22 protein-coding genes and 2 pseudogenes are annotated in these 22,677 nt (G+C 64.8%); 6 read left to right on the top strand and 18 right to left on the bottom strand.

The features are described 5' to 3' along the window. On the bottom strand, positions 1-342 hold the full coding sequence (gene osmE, locus APH44_RS22205) for an osmotically-inducible lipoprotein OsmE (RefSeq protein WP_054894560.1): 342 nt from the start codon (positions 340-342) through the stop codon (positions 1-3). A 135-nt stretch (positions 343-477) separates the two neighbouring features. Here osmE and APH44_RS22210 point away from each other — a divergent pair, with 135 nt between their 5' ends. Further along, entirely contained in the window at positions 478-1,368 is an 891-nt protein-coding gene (locus APH44_RS22210) for a triacylglycerol lipase (protein ID WP_054894561.1), read from the top strand. On the opposite strand, the pseudogene APH44_RS22215 reads toward APH44_RS22210, so the two are convergent. Next, a pseudogene (locus APH44_RS22215) lies at positions 1,349-2,241 on the bottom strand (DMT family transporter). The gene APH44_RS22210 and the pseudogene APH44_RS22215 overlap by 20 nt on opposite strands. 166 nt (positions 2,242-2,407) lie before the next feature. On the opposite strand from APH44_RS22215, the gene APH44_RS22220 reads away from it, so the two are divergent. From APH44_RS22220 to APH44_RS22230, 3 genes are all read left to right on the top strand, one after another. Beyond that, positions 2,408-3,196 (top strand): helix-turn-helix domain-containing protein, encoded by a 789-nt coding sequence (locus APH44_RS22220; RefSeq protein ID WP_054894562.1) that lies wholly within the window; start codon positions 2,408-2,410, stop codon positions 3,194-3,196. 62 nt (positions 3,197-3,258) lie between these two features. Continuing rightward, positions 3,259-3,552 carry a PsiF family protein gene (locus APH44_RS22225; protein WP_054894563.1) on the top strand — a complete coding sequence of 98 codons (294 nt, stop codon included), beginning with the start codon at positions 3,259-3,261 and terminating at the stop codon, positions 3,550-3,552. Between the two features lie 70 nt (positions 3,553-3,622). After that, positions 3,623-4,630: an AI-2E family transporter gene (locus tag APH44_RS22230; RefSeq protein ID WP_054894564.1), complete on the top strand. Its 1,008-nt coding sequence runs from the start codon at positions 3,623-3,625 to the stop codon at positions 4,628-4,630. Positions 4,631-4,738: 108 nt separating this feature from the next. On the opposite strand, the gene APH44_RS22235 is transcribed toward APH44_RS22230, so the two are convergent. Continuing rightward, the gene (locus tag APH44_RS22235) at positions 4,739-6,010 is read right to left on the bottom strand and encodes an Hsp70 family protein (protein ID WP_054894565.1); all 1,272 of its coding nucleotides are present in this window, start codon (positions 6,008-6,010) and stop codon (positions 4,739-4,741) included. A gap of 163 nt (positions 6,011-6,173) precedes the next feature. Here APH44_RS22235 and cbpA point away from each other — a divergent pair, with 163 nt between their 5' ends. Continuing rightward, a complete protein-coding gene (gene cbpA / locus APH44_RS22240; protein WP_054894566.1) occupies positions 6,174-7,127 on the top strand; it encodes a curved DNA-binding protein in 954 nt (317 codons plus the stop codon). 2 nt (positions 7,128-7,129) lie between these two features. After that, a complete protein-coding gene (locus APH44_RS22245; protein WP_054894567.1) occupies positions 7,130-7,435 on the top strand; it encodes a chaperone modulator CbpM in 306 nt (101 codons plus the stop codon). Positions 7,436-7,448: 13 nt separating this feature from the next. Here APH44_RS22245 and APH44_RS22250 read toward each other — a convergent pair whose 3' ends face one another. From APH44_RS22250 to APH44_RS22320, 15 genes and pseudogenes are all read right to left on the bottom strand, one after another. Then, positions 7,449-7,979 carry a GNAT family N-acetyltransferase gene (locus APH44_RS22250; protein WP_054894568.1) on the bottom strand — a complete coding sequence of 177 codons (531 nt, stop codon included), beginning with the start codon at positions 7,977-7,979 and terminating at the stop codon, positions 7,449-7,451. 3 nt (positions 7,980-7,982) lie between these two features. Beyond that, the gene (locus APH44_RS22255) at positions 7,983-8,507 is read right to left on the bottom strand and encodes a GNAT family N-acetyltransferase (protein WP_054894569.1); all 525 of its coding nucleotides are present in this window, start codon (positions 8,505-8,507) and stop codon (positions 7,983-7,985) included. A 31-nt stretch (positions 8,508-8,538) separates the two neighbouring features. Further along, positions 8,539-9,237, bottom strand: a complete 699-nt coding sequence (gene urtE / locus APH44_RS22260; protein ID WP_054894570.1) for an urea ABC transporter ATP-binding subunit UrtE — start codon at positions 9,235-9,237, stop codon at positions 8,539-8,541. Positions 9,238-9,365: 128 nt separating this feature from the next. Continuing rightward, on the bottom strand, positions 9,366-10,223 hold the full coding sequence (urtD, locus tag APH44_RS22265) for an urea ABC transporter ATP-binding protein UrtD (RefSeq protein ID WP_054894571.1): 858 nt from the start codon (positions 10,221-10,223) through the stop codon (positions 9,366-9,368). Beyond that, entirely contained in the window at positions 10,220-11,299 is a 1,080-nt protein-coding gene (gene urtC, locus APH44_RS22270) for an urea ABC transporter permease subunit UrtC (RefSeq protein ID WP_054894572.1), read from the bottom strand. Before urtC ends, urtD begins: the two co-directional genes overlap by 4 nt. Next, on the bottom strand, positions 11,299-12,786 hold the full coding sequence (gene urtB / locus APH44_RS22275; RefSeq protein WP_054894573.1) for an urea ABC transporter permease subunit UrtB: 1,488 nt from the start codon (positions 12,784-12,786) through the stop codon (positions 11,299-11,301). Before urtB ends, urtC begins: the two co-directional genes overlap by 1 nt. A gap of 142 nt (positions 12,787-12,928) precedes the next feature. Next, a complete protein-coding gene (gene urtA, locus APH44_RS22280; RefSeq protein WP_054894574.1) occupies positions 12,929-14,194 on the bottom strand; it encodes an urea ABC transporter substrate-binding protein in 1,266 nt (421 codons plus the stop codon). 270 nt (positions 14,195-14,464) lie between these two features. Continuing rightward, the gene (gene cycA, locus APH44_RS22285) at positions 14,465-15,871 is read right to left on the bottom strand and encodes a D-serine/D-alanine/glycine transporter (RefSeq protein ID WP_054894575.1); all 1,407 of its coding nucleotides are present in this window, start codon (positions 15,869-15,871) and stop codon (positions 14,465-14,467) included. A gap of 242 nt (positions 15,872-16,113) precedes the next feature. Beyond that, positions 16,114-17,483: pseudogene (locus APH44_RS22290) on the bottom strand (PepSY-associated TM helix domain-containing protein). 57 nt (positions 17,484-17,540) lie between these two features. After that, on the bottom strand, positions 17,541-19,598 hold the full coding sequence (locus tag APH44_RS22295) for a TonB-dependent copper receptor (RefSeq protein ID WP_054894576.1): 2,058 nt from the start codon (positions 19,596-19,598) through the stop codon (positions 17,541-17,543). A gap of 67 nt (positions 19,599-19,665) precedes the next feature. After that, the gene (locus tag APH44_RS22300) at positions 19,666-20,103 is read right to left on the bottom strand and encodes a DUF2946 domain-containing protein (protein WP_054894577.1); all 438 of its coding nucleotides are present in this window, start codon (positions 20,101-20,103) and stop codon (positions 19,666-19,668) included. Positions 20,104-20,122: 19 nt separating this feature from the next. Then, a complete protein-coding gene (locus APH44_RS22305) occupies positions 20,123-20,605 on the bottom strand; it encodes a copper chaperone PCu(A)C (protein ID WP_054894578.1) in 483 nt (160 codons plus the stop codon). A 44-nt stretch (positions 20,606-20,649) separates the two neighbouring features. Continuing rightward, complete coding sequence (locus APH44_RS22310; RefSeq protein ID WP_054894579.1) at positions 20,650-21,036, bottom strand: DUF2946 domain-containing protein; 387 nt, start codon at positions 21,034-21,036, stop codon at positions 20,650-20,652. Positions 21,037-21,219: 183 nt separating this feature from the next. Continuing rightward, the gene (locus APH44_RS22315; protein WP_054894580.1) at positions 21,220-22,074 is read right to left on the bottom strand and encodes an SPFH domain-containing protein; all 855 of its coding nucleotides are present in this window, start codon (positions 22,072-22,074) and stop codon (positions 21,220-21,222) included. Between the two features lie 24 nt (positions 22,075-22,098). After that, entirely contained in the window at positions 22,099-22,536 is a 438-nt protein-coding gene (locus APH44_RS22320; protein WP_054894581.1) for an NfeD family protein, read from the bottom strand. Between the last annotated feature and the right edge of the window lie 141 nt (positions 22,537-22,677).

Raw genomic sequence — 22,677 nt, forward strand, 5'->3', positions numbered from 1 at the left:
TTACTGGCCGGGTAAGGCCTTGCGGTCCTCTTCTCGCTGTTTGCAGGTCTTGAATCCCTTGGCGTCGACATGCCCGCTGGCGTCGAAGCGCACGTAGTAGGGCTGTTGCTTGCCATCCTTGTAGAGGATGTAGTCGTTGCAGATCCCGCCGTTGGGCAGGTCGCTCATGTTCGATGGGCTGCCGCTGATGGCGATGACCTTTTGCGTGGTCATGCCGTGCTCGACCTGCTTGACCAGCGGCTCGTCGCGGTAGGTGACGTAGTCCGCCGGGTTTTCCGGACGGCTGCCGCAGGCCGCGAGGGTCGTGCTTGCGACAAGAATGGCCAGGATCGCTTTGTTCATGGTTCCGCTCCTTGCAGAAAGGTCCGTTGCGGGTGGCTGTCAAGGTTGGAACCGCACGGCGCGTCAAGAGTTCGATTCATCAGGCGAAGCGGCGACTACCCTGAGAAGGGCAGGGTTCAGGGAGAGGAACGGCAGATGACAAACGAACTGGCCACACGCTACCCACTGGTGCTGGTACCGGGCATGCTCGGCTTCGTGCGCTTGCTGCTCTACCCCTACTGGTTTGGCATCGTGCCGGCGTTGCGCCGGGGTGGGGCACAGGTGTTCGCGGTGCAGGTCTCGCCGCTGCATTCCAGCGAGGTGCGTGGCGAGCAGTTACTGTTGATCATCGAAGACATCTGCCAGCGCACCGGGGCAGACAAGGTCAACCTCATCGGCCACAGCCAGGGCGCTTTGAGCGCGCGTTATGCCGCAGCGCGCAGGCCTGGGCGAGTGGCGTCGGTCACCTCTGTTGCCGGTCCCAACCACGGCTCGGAACTGGCTGATCATCTTGAACGCAGCGCCCCCGGCGATTCGCCACGGGGGCGCCTGCTCAAGGCTGCACTGCATGGCCTGGCGCTGCTGCTGGTGTGGCTGGAAACCGGCTGGCGCCGTGATCCGTTGCCGATCGATGTGCACGCCTCGCACCAGTCGCTGACCTGTTCGGGCGTGGCGCTGTTCAACCAGGCTTATCCACAGGGCTTGCCGCAGCACTGGGGCGGCGAGGGCGCTGCCGAGGTCGACGGCGTGCGCTACTACTCCTGGTCCGGCATCCTGCAGCCTGGGCGCACCGACAAGGGTTGGAATCGCTTCGATGGCAGCAACCGCTTCTGCCGGCTGTTCGCCCGCAGTTTCATTCGGGAAAAAGGCCAATGCGATGGCATGGTCGGGCGTTACAGCTCGCACCTGGGCCAGGTGATCGGCGATGATTACCCGCTCGATCACCTGGACATCGTCAACCAGCAGTTCGGTGCCGTGGGCAAGGGCGCCGACCCGGTGCGCCTGTTCACCGAGCACGCTGCCCGACTCAAGGCTGCCGGGCTGTAAGCGCGCGGCGCACGGGAGTGGTCCAGCGTTCGGCGAGGACGACCCCGGCCAGGGTCAGCAGGCCGCCATACAAGTGATAGCTGGCCAACTGTTCGTTCAGGACGCCAGCAGCGATCACGGCAGTCACCACCGGCAACAGGTTGAAGAACAGGGTCGTGCGGGTCGGCCCGAGCCTGTGCACGGCCTGCATCCAGAACTGCGGCGCGATCATCGACGCCAGCACACAGGCATACAGCACCAGGCCGATGTTGTTCGCGGTCAGCCCGGTCTTCTCCGACGCAGGTACATCGGCAGCAGTACCAGGATCGCCATCCAGATCTGCAGATACAGCAGTTGCATCTGTGGCAGGCGCAATTGCCATTTCTTCAACAGCACGCTGTACAGGGCATACGCGAAGGTGGCGACCAGCATCAGCAGGTCACCGCCATTGAGCCCTTGGTGCAGCAGCGCGCCGGGATTGCCGGCGGACACCACCTCCAGCACGCCGAAGAACGACACCAGGGCGCCGAGCGAGGCGCCGTAGGTCAGGCGCTGGCCGAGCCAGGCGATCGACAGGGCCAGCGACATCAGTGGCATCAGCGAAAGGATGATGCCCATGTTGGTGGCGCTGGTGATGCCGGCGGCGAAGTACGCCATGCTCTGGTACATGACCATGCCCAGTACCCCTAGGACGAATAGCTTGCCCAAGAGCGGGCGGATCGCTGTGCGATTGCGCCACACCTGCGGCAGCAGGAAGGGGGTGAACAGCAGGCCTGCGAGCAGCCAGCGGTAGAAGCCGATCTCGGCGGGAAAGATCGCCCCGGCGGACATCTTGGTGACGACGGTGTTGCCGGCCCAGATAAGAATCGCCAGGACGGGGAAGCTGTAGTTCATGAGGCTTTGACTCGTGGGAATTGCTGTTTCGGTGTGACGCTTCTGTGGGGCGGTTCGGCGCTCCGACTTGCCCGCGAAAAGAACACCGCAGATGCCCGCCATTATCCTCTGTCTGTCCACAAGGCTATACTCCCATCCAGACAACTCACCCCGTGAAGCAGACAGCATGTCCGCCAGATACCTCGACCATCCCCGTTTCCCCGAGCTCCCGGCGCCGGTGTACTTTCGCTACGACGAGTTCGGCGCCGATACGGTCAGCGCCCCGCACTTTCATCCGTGGGGCCAGCTCAACTATGCCGCCCACGGCGTCATGCATCTGGATGTCGACGGCCAGCGTTTCATCTCGCCGCCAAACCACGCGGTCTGGGTTCCTCCTGATCATGAGCACGGTTGCTACAACCCGCAGGCCGTCGTCTTCCGCTCGGTCTACCTCGACCGCAGCCTATGCGCCGATCTGCCGGCCCAGCCCTGCAGCCTGGCGATAAGCGACATCCTCAAGGCGATCCTCGGCGACTTTGCCCGTCGCGATCTCAAGATCGCCCAGGACGAACGGGACCAGCGCCTGGTCCAGGTGCTGCTCGACCAACTGCGGCTGGCACCCACGCAAACCTGCTACCTGCCTTTCGCCCGCAGCGACGGCCTGCGTCAGGTGCTCGAGGCGCTGCACGCCGAGCCCGGCGACAACCGACCGCTCGGTGACTGGGCCGCGCAGGTGCATGTCAGCGAGCGTACCCTGGCCCGCCAGTTCATCCGCGAGCTGGGCATGAGCTTTGGCGAGTGGCGCTTGCGCCTGCGCTTTCTGCGCGCCATCGAAGCCCTGGAAAGCGGCACGCCGATCCAGAGCATCGCCTTCGACCTGGGCTACAGCAGTGCCTCGGCGTTCATCGCCATGTTCCAGCGCCAGGCTCGGTGCACGCCTGAGCAATACCGGCGCCGCGTGCGATCAGGGATGTAGGAATTGTTGTCTACACTCAGCTCGACGACCGTGCATCCTGCGCGGGACAAGGAGACCACTCCATGAAGATGCTGCATGTGTCATTGCTGGTACTGGGGATGTCGATCGCTGGGCAAGGATTCGCCGCTACGCCGCAACAGGAAAAGATGAAGACCTGTAACGCCGACGCTACCACTCAGGCCCTCAAGGGCGACGAGCGCAAGGCGTTCATGAGCAACTGCCTGAAAAAAGCCGAGCCTGCCAAGCCGACCACGCCGCAGGAGCGCATGAAGGCCTGTAACGCCGACCCGAAGGCCACGGCGCTCAAGGGCGACGAGCGCAAGGCATTCATGAGCGAATGCCTGAAGAAGAAGTGACCTGCGCCTATGCCTTGCGCCTGAAGGCTGGCAGACTGCGGGTCTTTCCGCTGTCTGCCGCCGAGGCTGTATGACTTTCACTCCCCGCCAGATCACCCTGGCCAGCTGCATCATCGTCGTTGCCGGCCTGCTACTTGCGTTGCCCCTCAAGCTGCTGCCGAGCCTGCTCGCGGGCCTGCTGGTGTTCGAGCTGGTGAACATGCTCACCCCACGCTTGCAGCCACTGATCGCCGGACAACGGGCGCGCTGGCTGGCGGTGGCGCTGCTCGGCACCCTGGTGGTGAGCACGCTGACGCTGTTGATCGCCGGCGCTTTCAGCTTCCTGCTGCACGAAGCCGAAAACCCCGGCGCTTCGCTGGACAAGTTCATGGGCCTGGTGGAGCGCGCCCGGGGGCAGCTGCCGCCGTTCATCGAGGGTTACCTGCCGGCCAGCGCGGCAGAGTTCAAGGTGGCCATCGGCGACTGGATCCGCAGCCACCTGAGCGACCTGCAACTGGTGGGCAAGGGCATGGCACACATGTTCGTGACCCTGCTGATCGGCATGATCCTCGGCGCCATCATCGCCTTGCAGCGGCTGCCCGACCTGTCCCGACGCAAGCCGCTGGCCGCCGCGCTGTTCGAGCGCCTGAGCCTGCTGGTGCAGGCGTTTCGCAATATCGTCTTCGCGCAGATCAAGATCTCGCTGCTCAACACCGCGTTCACCGGCATCTTCCTCGCCGTGGTGCTGCCGCTGTTCGACGTGCACCTGCCGCTGACCAAGACCCTGATCGTACTGACCTTCCTGCTCGGGCTGCTGCCAGTGATCGGCAACCTGATGTCCAACACCCTGATCACCATCGTCGGGCTGTCGTTGTCGATCTGGGTTGCGGCGGCGGCGCTGGGCTACCTGATCGTCATCCACAAGGTCGAGTATTTCCTCAACGCGCGGATCGTCGGTGGGCAGATCCGTGCCAAGTCGTGGGAACTGTTGCTGGCGATGCTGGTGTTCGAAGCGGCGTTCGGCTTGCCGGGGGTGGTGGCAGGGCCGATCTACTATGCCTACCTGAAGAGTGAGCTGAGGCGGATGGAGCTGGTCTGAGGGGTTGTCGCGGGTAAACCCGCTCCCACAGGTCGACCGCTGCCTTCAAGGCATTGGTAATCCTGTGGGAGCGGGTTTACCCGCGAAGAGGCCAGCACAGGCAAAGGATCAGATTGTCCCGTACCGCTTGCGCGCCTCAATGGCCAGACCGCTGCCAATGCTGCCAAAGATATTGCCTTCCACATGCCGCGCATTGGGCAGCATCGCCGCAACGCTGTTGCGCAGCGCCGGAATGCCGCTCGAGCCCCCGGTGAAGAACACCGTATCCACCTGCGCTTCACTGACCCCGGCCTTGGCCAGCAGCTCGCTGACACTGCCACGGACCCGCTGCAACAGGCCGTCGATGGCGTCCTCGAACAGGCCGCGGGTCAGGTCCGCCGCCAGGCCCGGCTCCACCCGGCCCAGGTCGATGCGCCGGCTGTCCTGGTCGGTCAGCTCGATCTTGCTGGCCTCCACTTCCATCGCCAGCCAGTGTCCGGCGCGCTGTTCGATCAGGTTGAACAGGCGGTCGATGCCCAGTGCATCCTCGATGTCGTAGCGCATGCTGCCCAGGGCCAGTTGCGACTTCTGCGAGTACAGGGCGTTGATGGTGTGCCAGGTCGCCAGGTTCAGGTGGTAGCTGGTCGGCATCAGCGCGCCGCTCTTCATGCGGCTGCCATAGCCGAACAGCGGCATCACGCCTTGCAGGCTCAGTTGCTTGTCGAAGTCGGTACCGCCGATGTGCACGCCGCCGGTGGCGAGGATGTCATCCTGGCGCTCATCGACCAGGTGCCGTTCGGGCGACAGGCGGATCAGGGTAAAGTCCGAAGTACCACCGCCGATATCGACGATGAGCACCAGCTCTTCGCGGCTGATGCCCGACTCGTAGTCGAAGGCTGCGGCGATCGGTTCGTACTGGAACGACACGTCCTTGAAGCCGATCTTGCGTGCGACTTCGGCGAGGGTATCCTCGGCCTCCTGGTCGGCCGCCGGGTCCTCGTCGACGAAGAACACCGGGCGGCCCAGCACGACCTGGTCGAAGCTGCGCCCGGCATTGGCCTCGGCGCGCTTCTTCAGTTCGCCGATGAACATGCCCAGCAGGTCCTTGAATGGCAGCGCGCTGCCGAGCACGCTGGTGTCATGCTTGATCAGCTTGGAGCCCAGCAGGCTCTTGAGCGAGCGCATCAGGCGGCCTTCGTAGCCTTCCAGGTACTCGTGCAGGGCCAGACGGCCATACACCGGGCGCCGCTCCTCGATGTTGAAGAACACCACCGACGGCAGGGTGATCTTGCCCTCTTCCAGGGCGATCAGCGATTCGACGCCGGGACGGTGCCAACCCACTGTTGAGTTGGAGGTGCCGAAGTCGATGCCAAGGGCGCGAGCCGGGGATAGGTCAGACATGGGGAGGGGCTTCCGGAGGCCAAACGGCCGCGCAGTTTATGCCAGTGGCCGACAGAATCAAGACCGATCGTCTGCCATATGACAAACCCAAGCGAACCTTGAAAGGCTATGCTTGACCCCAATCTTCAGATGCAACACGAAAATTCCTACTGGTGATCCTTAGATGGACTTCAAAGACTATTACAAGATACTCGGCGTCGAGCCCAGCGCGGACGAGAAGGCGATCAAGGCCGCGTACCGCAAGCTGGCGCGCAAGTATCACCCCGACGTCAGCAAGGAGCGTGACGCCGAGGAGAAATTCAAAGAGGCCAACGAGGCCTACGAAGTGCTGGGCGATGCGCAGAAACGCGCTGAATTCGACGAGATCCGCAAGTACGGCGGCCAGCATGGCCGGCCGTTCCAGGCGCCGCCAGGCTGGGAAAGCCGCGGCGGTGGCGGCGGCTTCGAGAGCGGTGACTTCTCCGACTTCTTCAGCTCGATCTTCGGTGCCCGTGGCGGCAATCCCTTTGGCGGCGCTCGCGGCCAGCAGCGCAGTGCCGGCAGGCGAGGGCAGGACGTGGAACTGGAACTGGCGGTGTTTCTCGAAGAGACCCTGAGCAAGGAGTCCAAGCAGATCAGCTTCCAGGTGCCGCAGACCAACGCTGCCGGGCAGCGCACCGGTTTCACCACCAAGACGCTGAACGTGAAGATCCCGGCCGGAGTGACCGACGGCGAGCGCATTCGCCTCAAGGGCCAGGGCGCGCCGGGTGTCGGCGGTGGTGCCAACGGCGACCTGTTCCTGACCATCCGCATGGCGCCGCACCCGCTGTTCGATGTCGAAGGCCACGACCTGATCATCACCGTGCCGCTGGCTCCCTGGGAGGCAGCGCTGGGCACCAAGGTGGCGGTACCGACCCTGACCGGCAAGATCAACCTGACCATCCGCCCCGACAGCCAGAGCGGCCAGCGCCTGCGGGTCAAGGGCATGGGCCTTGCGAACAAGCAGGGCGAGCGTGGTGATCTCTACGCCCAGCTCAAGGTGGTCATGCCGAGCACCTCCGATGCGACCACTCGCGAACTCTGGACCAAACTCTCCGAGAAGGCCGCGTTCAACCCGAGGACACAATGGAGTAAGTGACCATGAGCAGCACCCTGATCGTTCAACTGGACATGCGAACCTTGTGTCAGGAGGCCGATGTCACGGCCGACTGCGTGATCGAAATCGTCGAGCACGGCATTGTCGAACCCACCGGGCGCACCCCGGAGGACTGGTTATTCGACGATCAGGCGCCGCTGCTGGCCAAGCGTGCGGCAAAGCTGCACCAGGAGCTGGAACTGGAGTGGGAAGGGGTGGCGCTGGCGCTGGAGTTGCTGCAGGAAGTGCAGCAGTTGCGCAGTGAGAACAGCATGTTGAGGCAGCGTTTGGGGCGGTTCACCCAGATGTAGAACTGCGGTGTTCTCAAGCGCCAGCCAGCACCTTGTAGTACAGCGCCGTCGCCCGATACACACCGTCCGGGCCGCAGGCATAGTCCGGGATCTCCCCGGCCTTGTCATACCCCAGTGCCTGGTAGAACCCCTCGGCACCCGACCCTGCCTCGGTGTCCAGGTACAGCATCCCGCGTTTCAGACGTCGGGCATCGGCCTCCAGCGCCGCTATCAACTGTTGCCCCAGCCCACGCCGCCGGGCACGGCTGTGCACCAGCAGCTTCTGCACCTCGGCGCGGTTCAGGCCGTTGGGTTTCAGGCACAGCCCCAACTGCACGCTGGCCAGCACCTCCTGCCCCTGGGCGATCACCCAGAGCAACTGCTCACCGCTGACAAGCCGGCTGCGAACTTCAGCGAAATACGCAAGCGCCTGGGCCTCGTCGATGTCCGCCAGAAACCCCACCGAAGCCCCATTGCGTACCGCATCGAGCAACAGCGCCACGAGGCTGTCGCGGTAGTAGGTCAGGCTCTCGTGGGTGACGCGCTGTAGCTGTGCGGCGTTCATGAATCAGTCCTTTCGAGGTGGTTCGCGGTTGTCGTCCAACGCCAGTTGCATGAACGTCAGGTCGAGCCAGCGACCGAACTTCACCCCGACCTGGGCCATTTGCCCGGTCGTAATGAAACCCAGTCGCTCGTGCAGACGGATCGAGGCCGCGTTGCCGCTCTCGATGGCCGCGACCATCATGTGCTTGCCGCACTGTCGGGCGCGTTCGACCAGCGCCTGCATCAGCAGCGGACCCAGGCCCTTGCCGCGCTGGTCGCCGCGGATGTACACCGAGTGTTCGACCGTGAGGCGAAAACCCTCGAACGGCCGCCAGTCGCCGAACGAGGCGTAGCCCAGTACGCCGGTTGCGTCGACCGCGACCAGGATGGGGTAACCCTGCTCGGCGCGGGCGGCGAACCAGGCCTGGCGGTTGGCCAGGTCGACCGGGGTTTCGTTCCAGATCGCCGTGGTGTTGCGCACGGCGTCGTTGTAGATGTCGAGGATGCCCGCCACGTCGTCGGGTAGGGCATCACGGATCAGGTAGCTCATGGCAGTGTCTTCGCGAAGTCGATGCTGCAGATTAAATGGTTACCAGCCCACGTACACCTTCGGCCTGCATGTTTTCGCCGCGGCCGCGCTGGACGATTTCACCGCGGGCCATGACCAGGTACTGGTCGGCCAGCTCTTCGGCAAAATCGTAGAACTGCTCGACCAGCAGGATGGCCATGTCGCCGCGCTGGGCCAGGCTGCGGATGACCGCGCCGATTTCCTTGATCACCGACGGCTGGATGCCTTCGGTAGGTTCGTCGAGGATCAGCAGGCGCGGGCGGCTGGCCAGGGCGCGACCGATCGCCAGCTGTTGCTGCTGGCCGCCGGAGAGGTCGCCGCCACGGCGTTGCTTCATCTGTTCGAGCACCGGGAACAGCTCGTAGATGAATGCCGGCACCTCCCGCGCCTCGCGGGCGCTGAAGCGCGACAGGCCCATCAGCAGGTTTTCCTCCACGGTCAGGCGCGGGAATATCTCGCGGCCCTGGGGCACGTAGGCGATACCGGCATGCACCCGTTGCTGGGGCTTGAGCGCAGTGATCGGCTTGCCCTCCCACTCGATGCTGCCCTCGCGGGCTGGCACCAGGCCCATCAGGCAGCGCAGCAGGGTGGTCTTGCCCACGCCGTTGCGGCCCAGCAGGCAGGTGACTTCGCCGATCCTGGCTTCGAACGACAGGCCTCGGAGGATGTGGCTGCCGCCATAGTACTGGTGCAGGGTGTCGATCTTGAGCATGTTGGGTTCCTGACAAATCTGTTTGATCTGTACCGGCCCTTTCGCGGGCAAGCCCGCTCCCACAAGGATCGTGTGCCCCCCTGTGGGAGCGGGCTTGCCCGCGAAAAGGCCGACACAATTCCCGCTGTTCAGCGACCGAGATAAACCTCGACCACCCGCTCGTCCGCCTGCACCTGTGCCAGCGACCCCTCGGCCAGCACCGAGCCCTGGTGCAGTACCGTCACATGGTCGGCAATGCTGCCCACGAAACCCATGTCGTGCTCCACGACCATCAGCGAATGCGTACCCGCCAGGCCCTTGAACAGCTCGGCGGTGAACTCGGTCTCGGCGTCGGTCATGCCCGCCACCGGCTCGTCGAGCAGCAGCAACTGCGGCTCCTGCACCAGCAGCATGGCAATCTCCAGGAACTGCTTCTGGCCGTGTGACAACAGCCCGGCCTGGCGCGAGGCCAGGCTGTTCAGGCGCACGGTCGTCAGCACGTGCTCTATTCGGTCACGCTGCTCGCCGCTCAAGCGCGCCGCCAGGCTGGCCCAGACCGACTTGTCGGTCTTGAGCGCCAATTCGAGGTTTTCATGCACGCTCAGCGCCTCGAATACCGTGGGCTTCTGGAATTTGCGGCCGATGCCCGCCTGGGCGATCTGGTACTCGCTCATGCGGGTCAGGTCCAGGGTATCGCCAAAGAACGCACTGCCGGTCTCGGGGCGGGTCTTGCCGGTGATCACGTCCATCATCGTGGTCTTGCCGGCGCCGTTGGGGCCGATGATGCAGCGCAGTTCGCCAACGCCGATGTACAGGTTGAGCGCGTTGAGCGCCTTGAACCCGTCGAAGCTGACGCTGATGTCTTCAAGGCTCAGGACCGTACCGTGGCGGGTGTCGAGCCCGGCTTTGCGCGGCTGGCCCAGGCCGATGGCGTCGCGGCCGGTGCCCACCTGATCGAAGACCGGCTCCAGCATGAATTCAGGGTGAACCGCAGGAATGCCTCTCATGGCTGGCTCCTTTTCTTCAGCAGCCCGACCACGCCCTTGGGCAGGTACAAGGTGACCAGGATGAACAACGCGCCGAGGAAGAACAGCCAGAACTCGGGGAAGGCCACGGTGAACCAGCTCTTCATGCCATTGACCAGGCCTGCGCCAAGCAGCGGGCCGATCAGCGTGCCGCGCCCGCCCAGGGCAACCCAGACAGCGGCTTCGATGGAATTGGTCGGCGACATTTCGCTGGGGTTGATGATGCCCACCTGCGGCACGTAAAGCGCCCCGGCCAGGCCGCACAGCACGGCGCTGAGCACCCACACCAGCAGCTTGAAGCCGCGTGGATCGTATCCGCAGAACATCAGGCGGTTCTCGGCGTCGCGCAGCGCGGTGAGCAGGCGCCCGAACTTGCTGCGCGTCAGCCACCAGCACAGGTACAGGCTGCCCAGCAGCAATGCGACAGTGAGCAGGAACAGCACCGCCCGGGTGCCCGGTGCAGTGATCTCGAAGCCCAGGATGGTGCGGAAGCTGGTGAAGCCGTTGTTGCCGCCGAACCCGGTTTCATTGCGAAAGAACAGCAGCATCCCGGCAAAGGTCAGGGCCTGGGTCATGATCGAGAAGTACACGCCCTTGATCCGCGAGCGGAAGGCGAACCAGCCGAACACCAGTGCCAGCATCCCCGGCGCCAGTACCGCCAGGCACAGCGCCCAGGCGAAGTGCTGGGTGCCGGCCCAGTACCAGGGCAGCTCGCTCCACGACAGGAAGGTCATGAAGCCCGGCAGGCCGTCGCCGGCCGCCTGGCGCATCAGGTACATGCCCATGGCATAGCCGCCGAGGGCGAAGAACAGGCCGTGGCCCAGCGACAGCAGCCCGGCGTAGCCCCAGACCAGGTCCAGGGCCAGGGCGACGATGGCGTAGCAAAGGATCTTGCCGACCAGGGTCAGGGTGTAGGCCGAGACCTGCAGCGCATGGCCGTCAGGCAGCAGCGACAGCAGCGGCAGGGCCAGCAGCACCAGGATGACGATGGCGCCGATGGCCAGTGACAGGCGTGGCCCGACCTTTTGCGTGGCAGTGACAAGCAGTGGCTGGTTCATCAGTCGATTACCCGTCCCTTGAGGGCGAACAGGCCTTGCGGGCGTTTCTGAATGAACAGAATGATCAGCGCAAGGATGAGGATCTTGCCGAGTACCGCACCGATCTGCGGTTCCAGCAGCTTGTTGGCGATGCCCAGCCCGAAGGCCGCCCAGAGGCTGCCGGCCAGTTGCCCGACGCCGCCGAGCACCACCACCAGGAAGGAGTCGATGATGTAGCTCTGGCCCAGGTCAGGGCCGACGTTGCCGACCTGGCTCAGGGCCACCCCGCCCAGCCCGGCGATGCCCGAGCCCAGGCCGAAGGCGAGCATGTCGACGCGCCCGGTGGACACACCGCAGCAGGCCGCCATGTTGCGGTTCTGCGTGACCGCGCGCACGTTCAGCCCCAACCGTGTGCGGTTGAGCAGCAGCCAGGTGAGCAGCACCACCGCCAGGGCGAAGCCGATGATCACCAGGCGGTTGTAAGGCAGCACCAGGTTGGGCAGCACCTGGATGCCGCCAGACAACCACGCCGGGTTGCTCACCTCGACGTTCTGCGCGCCGAACAGCAGGCGCACCGCCTGGATCAGGATCAGGCTGATGCCCCAGGTCGCCAGCAGGGTTTCCAGCGGGCGGCCGTAGAGATGGCGGATCACCGTGCGCTCCAGTGCCATGCCGACTCCGGCACTGACGGCGAAGGCCACCGGCAGGGCGATCAGCGGGTAGAACTCGATGGCGCCGGGGGCGTAGCGCTGCAGCAGCACCTGCACCAGGTAGGTGCTGTAGGCGCCGAGCATCAGCATCTCGCCGTGGGCCATGTTGATCACCCCGAGCAAGCCGAAGGTGATCGCCAGGCCCAAGGCCGCCAGCAGCAGGATCGAACCCAGCGACAGACCGCTGAACGCCTGGCCGAGGATCTCACCGAACAGCAGCTTGCGTTGGACTTGGGCCAGGCTGGTCTCGGCGGCGGTGCGCACCCCGGCGTCGGGTTCTGCGCCAGGCTGCAACAGGGCTTCCAGACGGGTACGTGCCAGCGGGTCGCCGGTTTCCCCGAGCAGGCGCACTGCGGCCAGGCGTACCCGAGGTTCGCTGGCGCCCAGTTGCAGGTTGGCCAGGGCGAGGCCCAGGGCGGCGTGCACGGCGGCGTCCGGTTCACTGGCGAAGGCGCGGTCGAGCAGCGCCATCTGCGCCGGTTGCGCGCTTTTTTGCAGTTGCCGTGCAGCGGCCAGACGCAGGTTGCTGTCGGCGCTGAGCAGTTGATGGCTGGCCAGGGCGTTGTCGATCAGGCCGCGCAGGCGATTGTTCAGGCGCACCTTGCGCGTGTCGTCTTCGGCTATGCGCCCTTCGCGCAGGTTTTCCAGCAGCGCCAGGCGGGCCGGTTCGGGTTGTGCGGCCCAGCCTTCGAGCAGGCTTGCCTGTTCCGCGGGCTTGGCGCCGAGGAAGAATTCGCCCTCGCTGGCCTGAGTGGCTAGGGGTAGCAGGAGGAGGAGGGTGAGCAGGAGTCTGAGCATGCGAGCAATCCTGGAAATCGGAGGTGGATTCTTCGCGGGCAAGCCCGCTCCCACAGGTTCAACGGTGTTCCCGGGATCTGTGGGAGCGGCGGTTCGGCGCCCCGACTTGCCCGCGAATGGGCCGCAAAGCGGCCCCATGCACTCAGTTACCTTTCACCGCATAGTCAGGTCGCTTGTCGTTACCCGGAATGAACGGGCTCCACGGCTGCGCACGCAGCGGCTGCTCGGTCTGCCAGACCACACTGAACTGCCCGTCTTCCTGGATCTCGCCGATCATCACCGGCTTGTGCAGGTGGTGGTTGGTCTTGTCCATGGTCAGGGTGAAGCCGGACGGCGCCTGGAAGCTCTGCCCGGCCAAGGCCTCACGCACTTTGTCGACATCGGTGGACTTGGCTTTCTCGACCGCCTGCGCCCACATGTGGATGCCGACGTAAGTGGCCTCCATCGGGTCGTTGGTCACCGCCTTGTCGGCGCCCGGCAGGCCCTTGGCTTTGGCGTAGGCTTTCCAGTCGGCGACGAACTTCTGGTTGACCGGGTTTTCCACCGACTCGAAGTAGTTCCACGCCGCCAAGTGGCCGACCAGCGGCTTGGTGTCGATGCCACGCAGCTCCTCTTCACCCACCGAGAAGGCCACCACCGGCACGTCGGTGGCCTTCAGGCCCTGGTTGGCCAGCTCTTTGTAGAAGGGCACGTTGGAGTCGCCATTGACGGTGGAGATCACCGCCGTCTTGCCGCCTGCGGAGAACTTCTTGATGTTGGCGACGATGGTCTGGTAGTCGGCGTGGCCGAACGGCGTGTAGACCTCTTCGATGTCCTTGTCGGCCACGCCCTTGCTGTGCAGGAAAGCGCGCAGGATCTTGTTGGTGGTGCGCGGGTAGACGTAGTCGGTGCCCAGCAGGAAGAAGAGCTTGGCACCACCGCCGTCTTCGCTCATCAGGTATTCCACTGCCGGGATCGCCTGCTGGTTGGGCGCAGCGCCGGTGTAGAACACGTTCGGCGACATCTCCTCGCCTTCATATTGCACCGGGTAGAACAGCAGCCCGTTGAGCTCCTCGAACACCGGCAGCACCGACTTGCGCGACACCGAGGTCCAGCAACCGAACACCACCGCGACCTTGTCCTGAGTCAGCAGTTGGCGGCTCTTCTCGGCGAACAGCGGCCAGTTCGAAGCCGGGTCGACCACCACCGGTTCGAGCAGCTTGCCATTGACCCCGCCCTTGGCGTTGATCTCGTCGATGGTCATCAGCGCCATGTCCTTGAGCGACGTTTCGGAAATGGCCATGGTCCCGGACAGCGAATGCAGGATGCCGACCTTGATGGTCTCGGCCGCCTGGATGCTCCAGCTCAGACCCATCGCCGCGATCGATGCGCTGAGGGTGAAGGCCTTGATCAGACTGCGTCGCTTCATGTGCTCTCTCCGCTGAGTTGTTGTGGTGTTGGCAGAAGGGAGATTGCAAAGGCTGTGCCGTGGTGCGCGAGGCTACGGATTAGAAGGGTTGTGCTTCGATGCGGGGCTTGGATGAGGGCCAGGTTGGTGCTTGCGTGACTGGCCTGCACAGGATTGGGGCCAGAGGGTGAGCAGTTTCTGCGCAGCGCGCTGGGGCGACGTGAAACTACACACCATGATTGCGAGAGCGGGGTTTGCCCGCGAAAGGGCTGCAGAGCAGCCCTGTGCAGATCAGTTGTCGCGTACCACCGCCCGTGGCTGGCGCTTGCTGCGTACGAACTGGTAGGTAACGGCCAGCAGCAGGAACCAGATCGGCGTGACCACCAGCGCCGAACGGGTGTCGGCCTCCAGGCTCAGCAGCACCAGGATGCCGGCGAAGAACACCAGGCACACGTAGCACATGAAGCGCCCGCCAGGCATCTTGTAGATCGACTTCTCGTGCAGCGCAGCGCGCTGCTTGCGGTAGCTCAGGTACGACAGCAGGATCAGCGTCCAGACGAACATGAACAGCACCGCCGACACCGTGGTCACCAGGGTGAAGGCTTCGATCACGTTCGGCACCAGGTAGATCAGCACCGCGCCGAGCAGCAGGCACAGGCAGGAGAAGTACAGGCCGTTGGCCGGCACGGCGCGCCGCGAGAGCTTTTCGAAGGCCTTCGGTGCATCGCCTTCCTGGGCCAGGCCGTAGAGCATGCGGCTGGTGGAGAACACGCCGCTGTTGGCCGACGAAGCGGCCGAGGTCAGCACCACGAAGTTGATGATGCTTGCCGCTGCCGGCAGGCCGGCCAGCACGAACAGTTCGACGAACGGGCTCTTGCCCGGGACCACGTCGCGCCAGGGTGTAACCGCCATGATCGCGATCAACGCCAGCACATAGAACACGATGATGCGGATCGGGATCGAGTTGATCGCCCGTGGCAGGGTGCGCTCGGGGTTCTTCGCTTCGGCGGCGGTGGTGCCTACCAGCTCGATGCCGACGAAGGCGAACACGGCGATCTGGAACCCGGCGAAGAAGCCGAACAGGCCATTGGGGAACATGCCGCCGTCATTCCACAGGTTGGCCAGGCTGGCCGTGTGGCCGCTCGGCGACTGGAAGCCGGTGATGACCATGTACAGGCCGGTGGCGACCAGGCCGAGGATGGCGACGATCTTGATCAGGGCGAACCAGAATTCCATCTCGCCGAACAGTTTCACCGTGACCAGGTTCAGCGACAGCAGCACCGCCACGCAGGTCAGCGCCGGTATCCACTGCGGCAGGTCGGGGAACCAGAACTGTGTATAGGCGGCGATCGCCACCACGTCGGCGATGCCGGTGACGACCCAGCAGAACCAGTAGGTCCAGCCAGTGAAGTAGCCGGCCCAGGGGCCGAGCAGGTCGGCGGAGAAATCGATGAACGACTTGTAGTTGAGATTCGACAGCAACAGTTCGCCCATGGCACGCATGACGAAGAACAGCATGAAGCCGATGATCATGTAGACGAAGATGATCGACGGGCCCGCGAGGCTGATGGTCTTGCCCGAGCCCATGAACAGGCCGGTGCCGATGGCGCCACCGATGGCGATGAGCTGGATGTGGCGGTTGGTCAGGTTGCGCTGCAGATGCTGGTCATCTGCCTGGGGGGATGAGGTCCGGGTCATAGGCTGCATTCCATTGAGGGTCAGTCTTGTTGTGAGCGAAAGCCGGTTAGGCTAACACGCACTGCAAAGGTGCGGGCGTGACAGATCGCCACGATCTTGGCGGTGCAGTGGCGATTCTTGAATGACCGAAATCAACGGATGCCCTTTTCGCGGGCAAGCCCGCTCCCACAGGTACAGCGCTGACTCGGGGTTCAGCGCTGTACCTGTGGGAGCGGGCTTGCCCGCGAAAAGGCCGACGCGATTCAGGCCTGTACCGCGACCCGCCCGCGCCGCACCACCAGGCTGTCGACCACCCACATCACTACCATCGACACCCCCACCAGCGGGAACACGACACCCAGTACCAGCATCACCGTCACCGCTGTCTTCCAGCGCGGCAGGTCATGCCGCAGCGGCGGTACGCCAAGCCCACCGGACGGGCGGCGCTTCCACCACATCACCAACCCGCTCACCGAGCCCAGCAGGATCATCAGGCACACCAGCAGGATGACGATCTGGTTGAGCGGCCCGAACATCTTGCCCTCGTGCAGCATCACCCCAAGCTCGGTGGCGCGGGCTACCGGGCTGTAGTCGTGCCAGCGCACGTCGGCCAGGACCTTGCCGGTGTACTGGTCGACATGCAGGGTGGCGTCGTTACGCGGATCGTCGGCGAACACCGCAATGGTGAACACGCCTTCAGCGGTGCTCGGCGAGGTGATGCTGTAGCCCGGCGCCACGCCGCGGGCCTTGGCCAGATCCTCGACCTGCTGCAGGGTGATCTGCGGCGCGGCCGGGGCGCTGTGCATGTCGTGATGGCCCATGTGCTCGGCATGCGCGCCGGACACCGGCATCGGCGTGTTCTCAAGGGCCCAGGGCAAGGTCTGGCGATGAGCGCTGTTCAGCGCGCCGGCCTGCTGGTCGGATTTCGGTACGTCGTTCCACATCGCCGCCGGGAAACGGTTCCACAGGTCGGCGTACTGCTTGCCCCACAGCCCGGTCCAGGTCATGCCGCTGAGCAGCATCAGCAACAGCAGTGCCGAACCCCAGAAGCCGCTGACCGCATGCAGGTCGCGCCACAGCACGCGCCCGCGTGCCGACAGGCGTGGCCACAGTACGCCGCGGCTGTTGCGGCCACGTGGCCACCACAGATAAAGCCCGGACACCACCAGCACGATGCCCCAGCCTGCGGCGAGCTCCCCACCAGCCGATCGCCGACAGTGCCGACCATCAGCTCGCCATGCAGGGCGCGGGCGATTGCCTGCAGGTTCTGCTTGCCGTCCTGTGCGCCCAGCACCTTGGCGTTGTACGGGTCGACGAACACGTTCAGTTCGCGGCCGCCGTCATGCACCACGAACTGCGCGCTGCGCTCGGCGTTCAGCGGTGGCAGGTACTGGCCGACATGGCCCTGTGGATAAGCCTGGCGCACCTGGGCCAGCAGCGTGTCGGCGCTCTGGCGCTGCGGGCCGGCCTCGACCACCATCAGGTCGCGGTACATCCACGGGTCGAGCTGCGGCTTGAACAGGTAGATGATCCCGGTGATCGCCAGCAGGATCATGAAGGGCGCGACGAACAGCCCGGCATAGAAATGCCAGCGCCAGGCCAGGTTGTAGAAGGATTGCTTTGGTTTGCTCATGGAGCCTCCCGTTCGACCAGGTGGAGCGCGGTCAGGCCCGCGCCCCGGTTGTTATTGTCAGAAGCTGAAATCGACCTTGGTCCAGAAGGTCCTGCCCGGCTCGTTGACCGGCTGCGGGTCTGCCGCCGGGTAGCCGAACCCGGCGTTCCCGGCCAGGTTCAAGTGCTCGGCGTAGGCCTTGTCGAACAGGTTGTCGACGCCCGCGCTGAGCTTGAGGTTGTTGTTGACCTTGTAGGCACCGTTGAGCGAGAACACGCCGAAACCGCCGCTCTTCTCGTAATCCTTGCCCACCACGTTGCCCTGGTTCTGGGCGATGCGGTTCTGCGCCGCGACCAGACGCCACAGCGCACCGACGCTCCAGGCATCGCGGCTGTAGGTCAGGCCGAGGCGGCTTTCCAGCGGAGGCATCTGCGGCAGGGCCTTGCCGTCGCTGCTGTTCTTGCCCCAGGCGTAGGCCAGCGTCGCGTCGGCTTTCCAGTTTTCGTCGAGCTTGTACGCCGCGCCCAGCTCGCCGCCGATGATGCGGGCGTCGATGTTCTGCGCCTGGGTGCTGCTCATGCCCATCATGCTGCGGTAGTCGAACAGGATGTAGTCGCGGATCTGTCCGACGTAGCCGGAGGCCCAGGCTTGCAGGCGTTCGTCCTGGTACTGGATGCCGAAGTCGAGCTGGGTGGTCTTCTCCGGCTTGATGCTGTCGAAGGCGTTGACCGAGCCCCGCGGGCCGTTGGTTGGCGAGAACAGCTCCCAGTAGTCGGGGAAGCGCTGGGCGTGGCCCAGGCCGATATAGCTGGTAGCGGAAATCGCCGCCAAGTCATGCTCGTAGCGGATGAAGCCGCTGGGCAGGGTATCGGCGCGGGTATCGCCATGGGTGGCACTGGCCTGGCGGAAGTCGCGGGCCGAGGCGCGGTCCAGGCGCGCGCCGCTGATCAGCCGATCCTCGCCGGTGGCGTACCAGGTCAGCTCGCTGAACACGCCGTAGTTATGGAAGTCGGCGTCCTTGGTCCAGGCCTGGCCCTTGTGCGCGTCGACGCCCATGCCGCCGCGTTTGCGGTGTTCGTTGGTCTGCGCGTCGATGCCGCTGATCAACTGTACGTCGGCCCAGCGCCAGGTCGCCTTGATACGTGCGCCGAGGGTGCGCCGATCGACGTTGCTGACCATGGGCATGCCCATCATGCCGCTGCCCGAGGGCGTGCGCAGGCTGTAGTTGTCCATCACGTGGTCGGCATAGTTGTAGTAGACCTGCGCCTCGACCTTGTCGAGCACCTCGCCGAGGTTGGACTTTTCAAAGCGCAGACCCAGGCTTTCGCGCTTGAACTGCGAGCCGTCCATGCCGCGTCCGGCGTAGCGCGCTTCGCCATCGCCCTTGCCGGCGGTGAGTTCGAGCAGGGTGTCGGTATCCGGGGTCCAGCCGAGGGTCACGTCGCCGTTCCATTTGTCCCAGCGCGAAGGCACGGTATCGCCATTGCCGTCCTTGTAGTCGTCCGAGCGCGACTGGTTGCCGACGAAGCGCGCATAGGCCTGGTTGTTGCCGGCGGCGGCGTCGAGCACCTTGTCGAAGCGGCCGTTGGAGCCCGCGAGCAGGCTGGCGTTGACCCGGCTGCCGAGGGTGCCGAATTTCTCCGGCTCGCGCTCGAAGAGGATGGTGCCAGCCGAGCCGCCGGGGCCCCAGATCACGCTTTGCGGGCCTTTGATCACGGTCAGGCGGTCGTAGGTTTCCGGCGAGATGTACGAGGTCGGGGCGTCCATGCGGTTGGGGCAGGCGCCGAGCATCACACCGCCGTTGGTGAGGATGTTCAGGCGCGAGCCGAACATGCCGCGCAGCACCGGGTCGCCGTTGGTGCCGCCGGAGCGGATGGCGGAGAAGCCGGGGATGGTCTTGAGGTAGTCGGCGCCGTCACTGGCTGGCACCGGCTGACGTGGATCCTTGGGGTTGGTGACTACGGTCAGCGGCGAGCTGGGCGCGATGGCGGTGATCACCGTCGGGCTCAGTTCCGGGGCGTCATGGCCTTCGTGGCCAGGCTCGACGGCGAGCGCCAGCGGGCTCAGCAGCGAGCCGCAGAGCATGGCGAGGGTCCCATGGCGGGACAGGGCAGAAACAGGGGTGCAGCCGGACATAATGATTCCAGTCGATCAGTCATGAGTAAGCGCGAAGCCTCCTGGCTTCGGGCGTGAAACGGGGTGGTCAGACGTTGATCGACGGAGGTGGGGCGCGGCTGCGGGCACCGGGAAACACCGCTCGCAGGGCATGGCCCTGGCGAGTCGGGTAGGTGGCGAGGGTGGTCGGGATGGTGCTGGCGAGGCTGAGTGGGCTGAGGGTCTGGGGCAGGGCGGGGCAGTTGAACAGCAAACTGCAGTAGCCGCATTTCTCCCAATCGGTGTGTAGCTGGCCGTCGTTGCCGTGACCGTGGTGGTCTTGCCCGGCATGCGGGTGCCCCGCGGCCATGGGCATGTCCATGGCCATGCTCATGTTCATGCCGGCGTGGTGATCCATCGGCATCGACTGGGAAACCAGCGGGCCGATGAAAATCATCCACATGGCGAACAGGCTCAGCCAGCCGCCACCGACGCGCCTGCGATCAGGGCGGGTGCTGCGGGCTGTGCTGTTGCGCGGCAAGCTCATGACGAGCGCCTGTCAGCGGTCAGTGCGCGTGTTCGTGTCCTGCCTGGTCGGCGGGCGGCTGCTTCTGCACGGCGACGTCGACGGTGATGTCGCCGGCTTTCTCGAAGTGCAGGGTGAGCGGGAAGCGCTTGCCGTCAGTGAGCAGGCTGCGGTCCTTGGGCTGCATCAGCATCACGTGATAGGCACTGGGGGCGAAGGTCAGGTCCTTGCCTGCAGGCACGACCACACTCTGTACCTGCTGCATCTTCATGGCGCCGACAGCGGTCTTGACGTGTTCGTGCAACTGGGCGTCATCGCTGACGGGGCTTTCGACACTCAACAGGCGGTCATCGACCTTGCCGTTGTTGTGAACGATGAAATACGCCGCGACATTGGGTGCGTTCGGTGGCAGCTCCAGCGACCAGGGGTGGGCGATATGCAGGTCGCCGACACTGTATTCGTGGGCATTGGCGAAGGCGCTGGGCAGCAGCAGGGTGGCCAGGATGAGGGCTTGCTTGAGCATGGTGAGTCTCCGGTCTGTACAGGTTCAGGAACAGCGTCTTGAACTCAGGCCAACGGAGAGGCTCGCGGATTGAGTGCCGGCCAGAGCTGGCGCGGCGTGGGCTGGTGCGTGGCGAGTGGTGGTGCCTGGCCGAAGCGCAGTTGCAGCGGGCTGTGCAGTTGCGGTGCGTGGCTGGCCAGGGCGAGCACAGGCGAGGCACCCGAGCAGCACCAGCAGTGCTGCATGTTGGAGTGGTCGTCCTGTTGGCCCAGGTCGATCTTGGCCAGGGCCTGGACATCGAGCTTGGCCTTGCCCGCGCCAGTCGAGCAGAAGGCACCCCACAGCAGCTGTTCGGCCGGGCCCTTGGGCGCGGCAGAAGACAGCGGCATGGCCAGCAGGTTGAACAGCACTGCAAGGCAGGCTATCCAGGCGATGTGCCGACGTGGGGGCATGGAGAGATCCGGTCAGGAATCAGGTGGCTATTGTACGGCGGAGTATAGGTAAAAATGCGGGGGTGCGGTGAAGTGCCGCAGTTGTCGGTGCGCAGCGCTTGAAATCGGTGTTGTGTTCTTCGCGGATAAATCGGCGCGCCGAACCGCCGCTCCGGTTTACCCGCGAAGAGGACGGTGCGGTCTTCAAGCCTTGCCGCGCCCCAGCAACCCGCGCACGGTCTCCTGCAGGTCCGCTGGCAACACCACCACCTTGGAGTTGTCGCTCCCGGCCAGGTTCTCCATCGCGCCGATGTAGCGCTCGCCCAGCAGGTACATGGCCGGGGTGGTCTCGTTGCCCACCGCTTCACGCACCAGGGTGATCGCCCGGGCCGAGGCTTCGGCGAGGCTGATCTGCGCCTCGGCGTCCAGCCTGGCGGCCTGCAGGCGAGCTTCGGCTTCGAGAATGGCGGCCTGCTTGGCGCCCTCGGCGCGAGTCACGTCGGCCTTTCGTTCACGTTCGGCTGCGGCCTGGCGCTCCATGGCCTTCTGCATGTTTTCCGAAGGCTTGATGTCCTGGATCTCTACCGAGCGTACGGTCACGCCCCAGTCTTCGGTCTGTTCGGACATCGCCTCGCGCAGGCGCGCCTTGATCTGCTCGCGGCTCGACAATGCCTCGTCGAGGTCCATGGCGCCGACGATGGCACGCAGCGAGGTCATGGTCAGGCTGGTGACGGCGAAGGAGAAGTTCTGCACGCCGTAGGAGGCCTTCTGCGGGTCGACCACCTTGGCGAAGCACAGGGCGTTGGCGACGATCACCGCGTTGTCGCGGGTGATGATTTCCTGTTGCTGCACGTCGAGGATGATGTCCTTGGTCGGCAGGCGGTAGGCGACTACGTCCATGTACGGCACCAGGATGTTCAGGCCGGGCTTGAGGGTGCTGTGGTAGCGGCCCAGGCGCTCGACGATCCATTCCTCGCCCTGGGGCACGATGCGCACCCCCTTGAACAGGGTGATCAGAACGAACAGGGCGATGGCGCCGACGACGATGAGGCTGGTCATTGCAAGCTTCCTTTCAGTACGGATTCAGGGGCGGGTAACCCGCGCGGTGTTGCCTTCGATGGCGGCCAGGCGAACGCGCTCGCCGGCAGGGATGTCGCTGTCGGCGACGCAGGTCCATTCCTCGTTGCCGAGGATGGGCTTCTGGAAGCGCACCCGGCCTTTCTGGAACTGCGACACGCTGGCGGTCAGCAGGCCGACTTCACCGATCACGCTGTCGGCGGTCCAGCGCACGTCCGGCTTCTTGCGCCGGAACAGCTTGAACCACAGCAGGGTGGTAAGGGAGGAGAATGCCACCCACAGCAGCACCTGCATGTCCAGTTGCAGGGCCGGGGCGGCCAGGGCGATCAGCGACACCAGGATGGCGCCGATGCCGAACCAGAGAATGAAGAACGTAGGCAGGACCAGTTCGAGCAGGACCAGGGCGATGCCGAAGACGAGCCAGATCCACCATTGCATTTCCATATGGGCAGGGCCTTGCGGTGAGGGGGCTTGAAGTTTACGGCAGGGGACGCGGGAAGACTATTGGCAGTGGAGGATAGTGGCGTCGGAAACTGCCGGGGCTGCTGCGCAGCCCATCGCGGGACGAGTCGCAGCGGCGAACCG

Source organism: Pseudomonas sp. NBRC 111143, from assembly GCF_001320965.1.
In the GTDB taxonomy this organism is placed as follows: Bacteria; Pseudomonadota; Gammaproteobacteria; order Pseudomonadales; family Pseudomonadaceae; genus Aquipseudomonas; species Aquipseudomonas machongensis.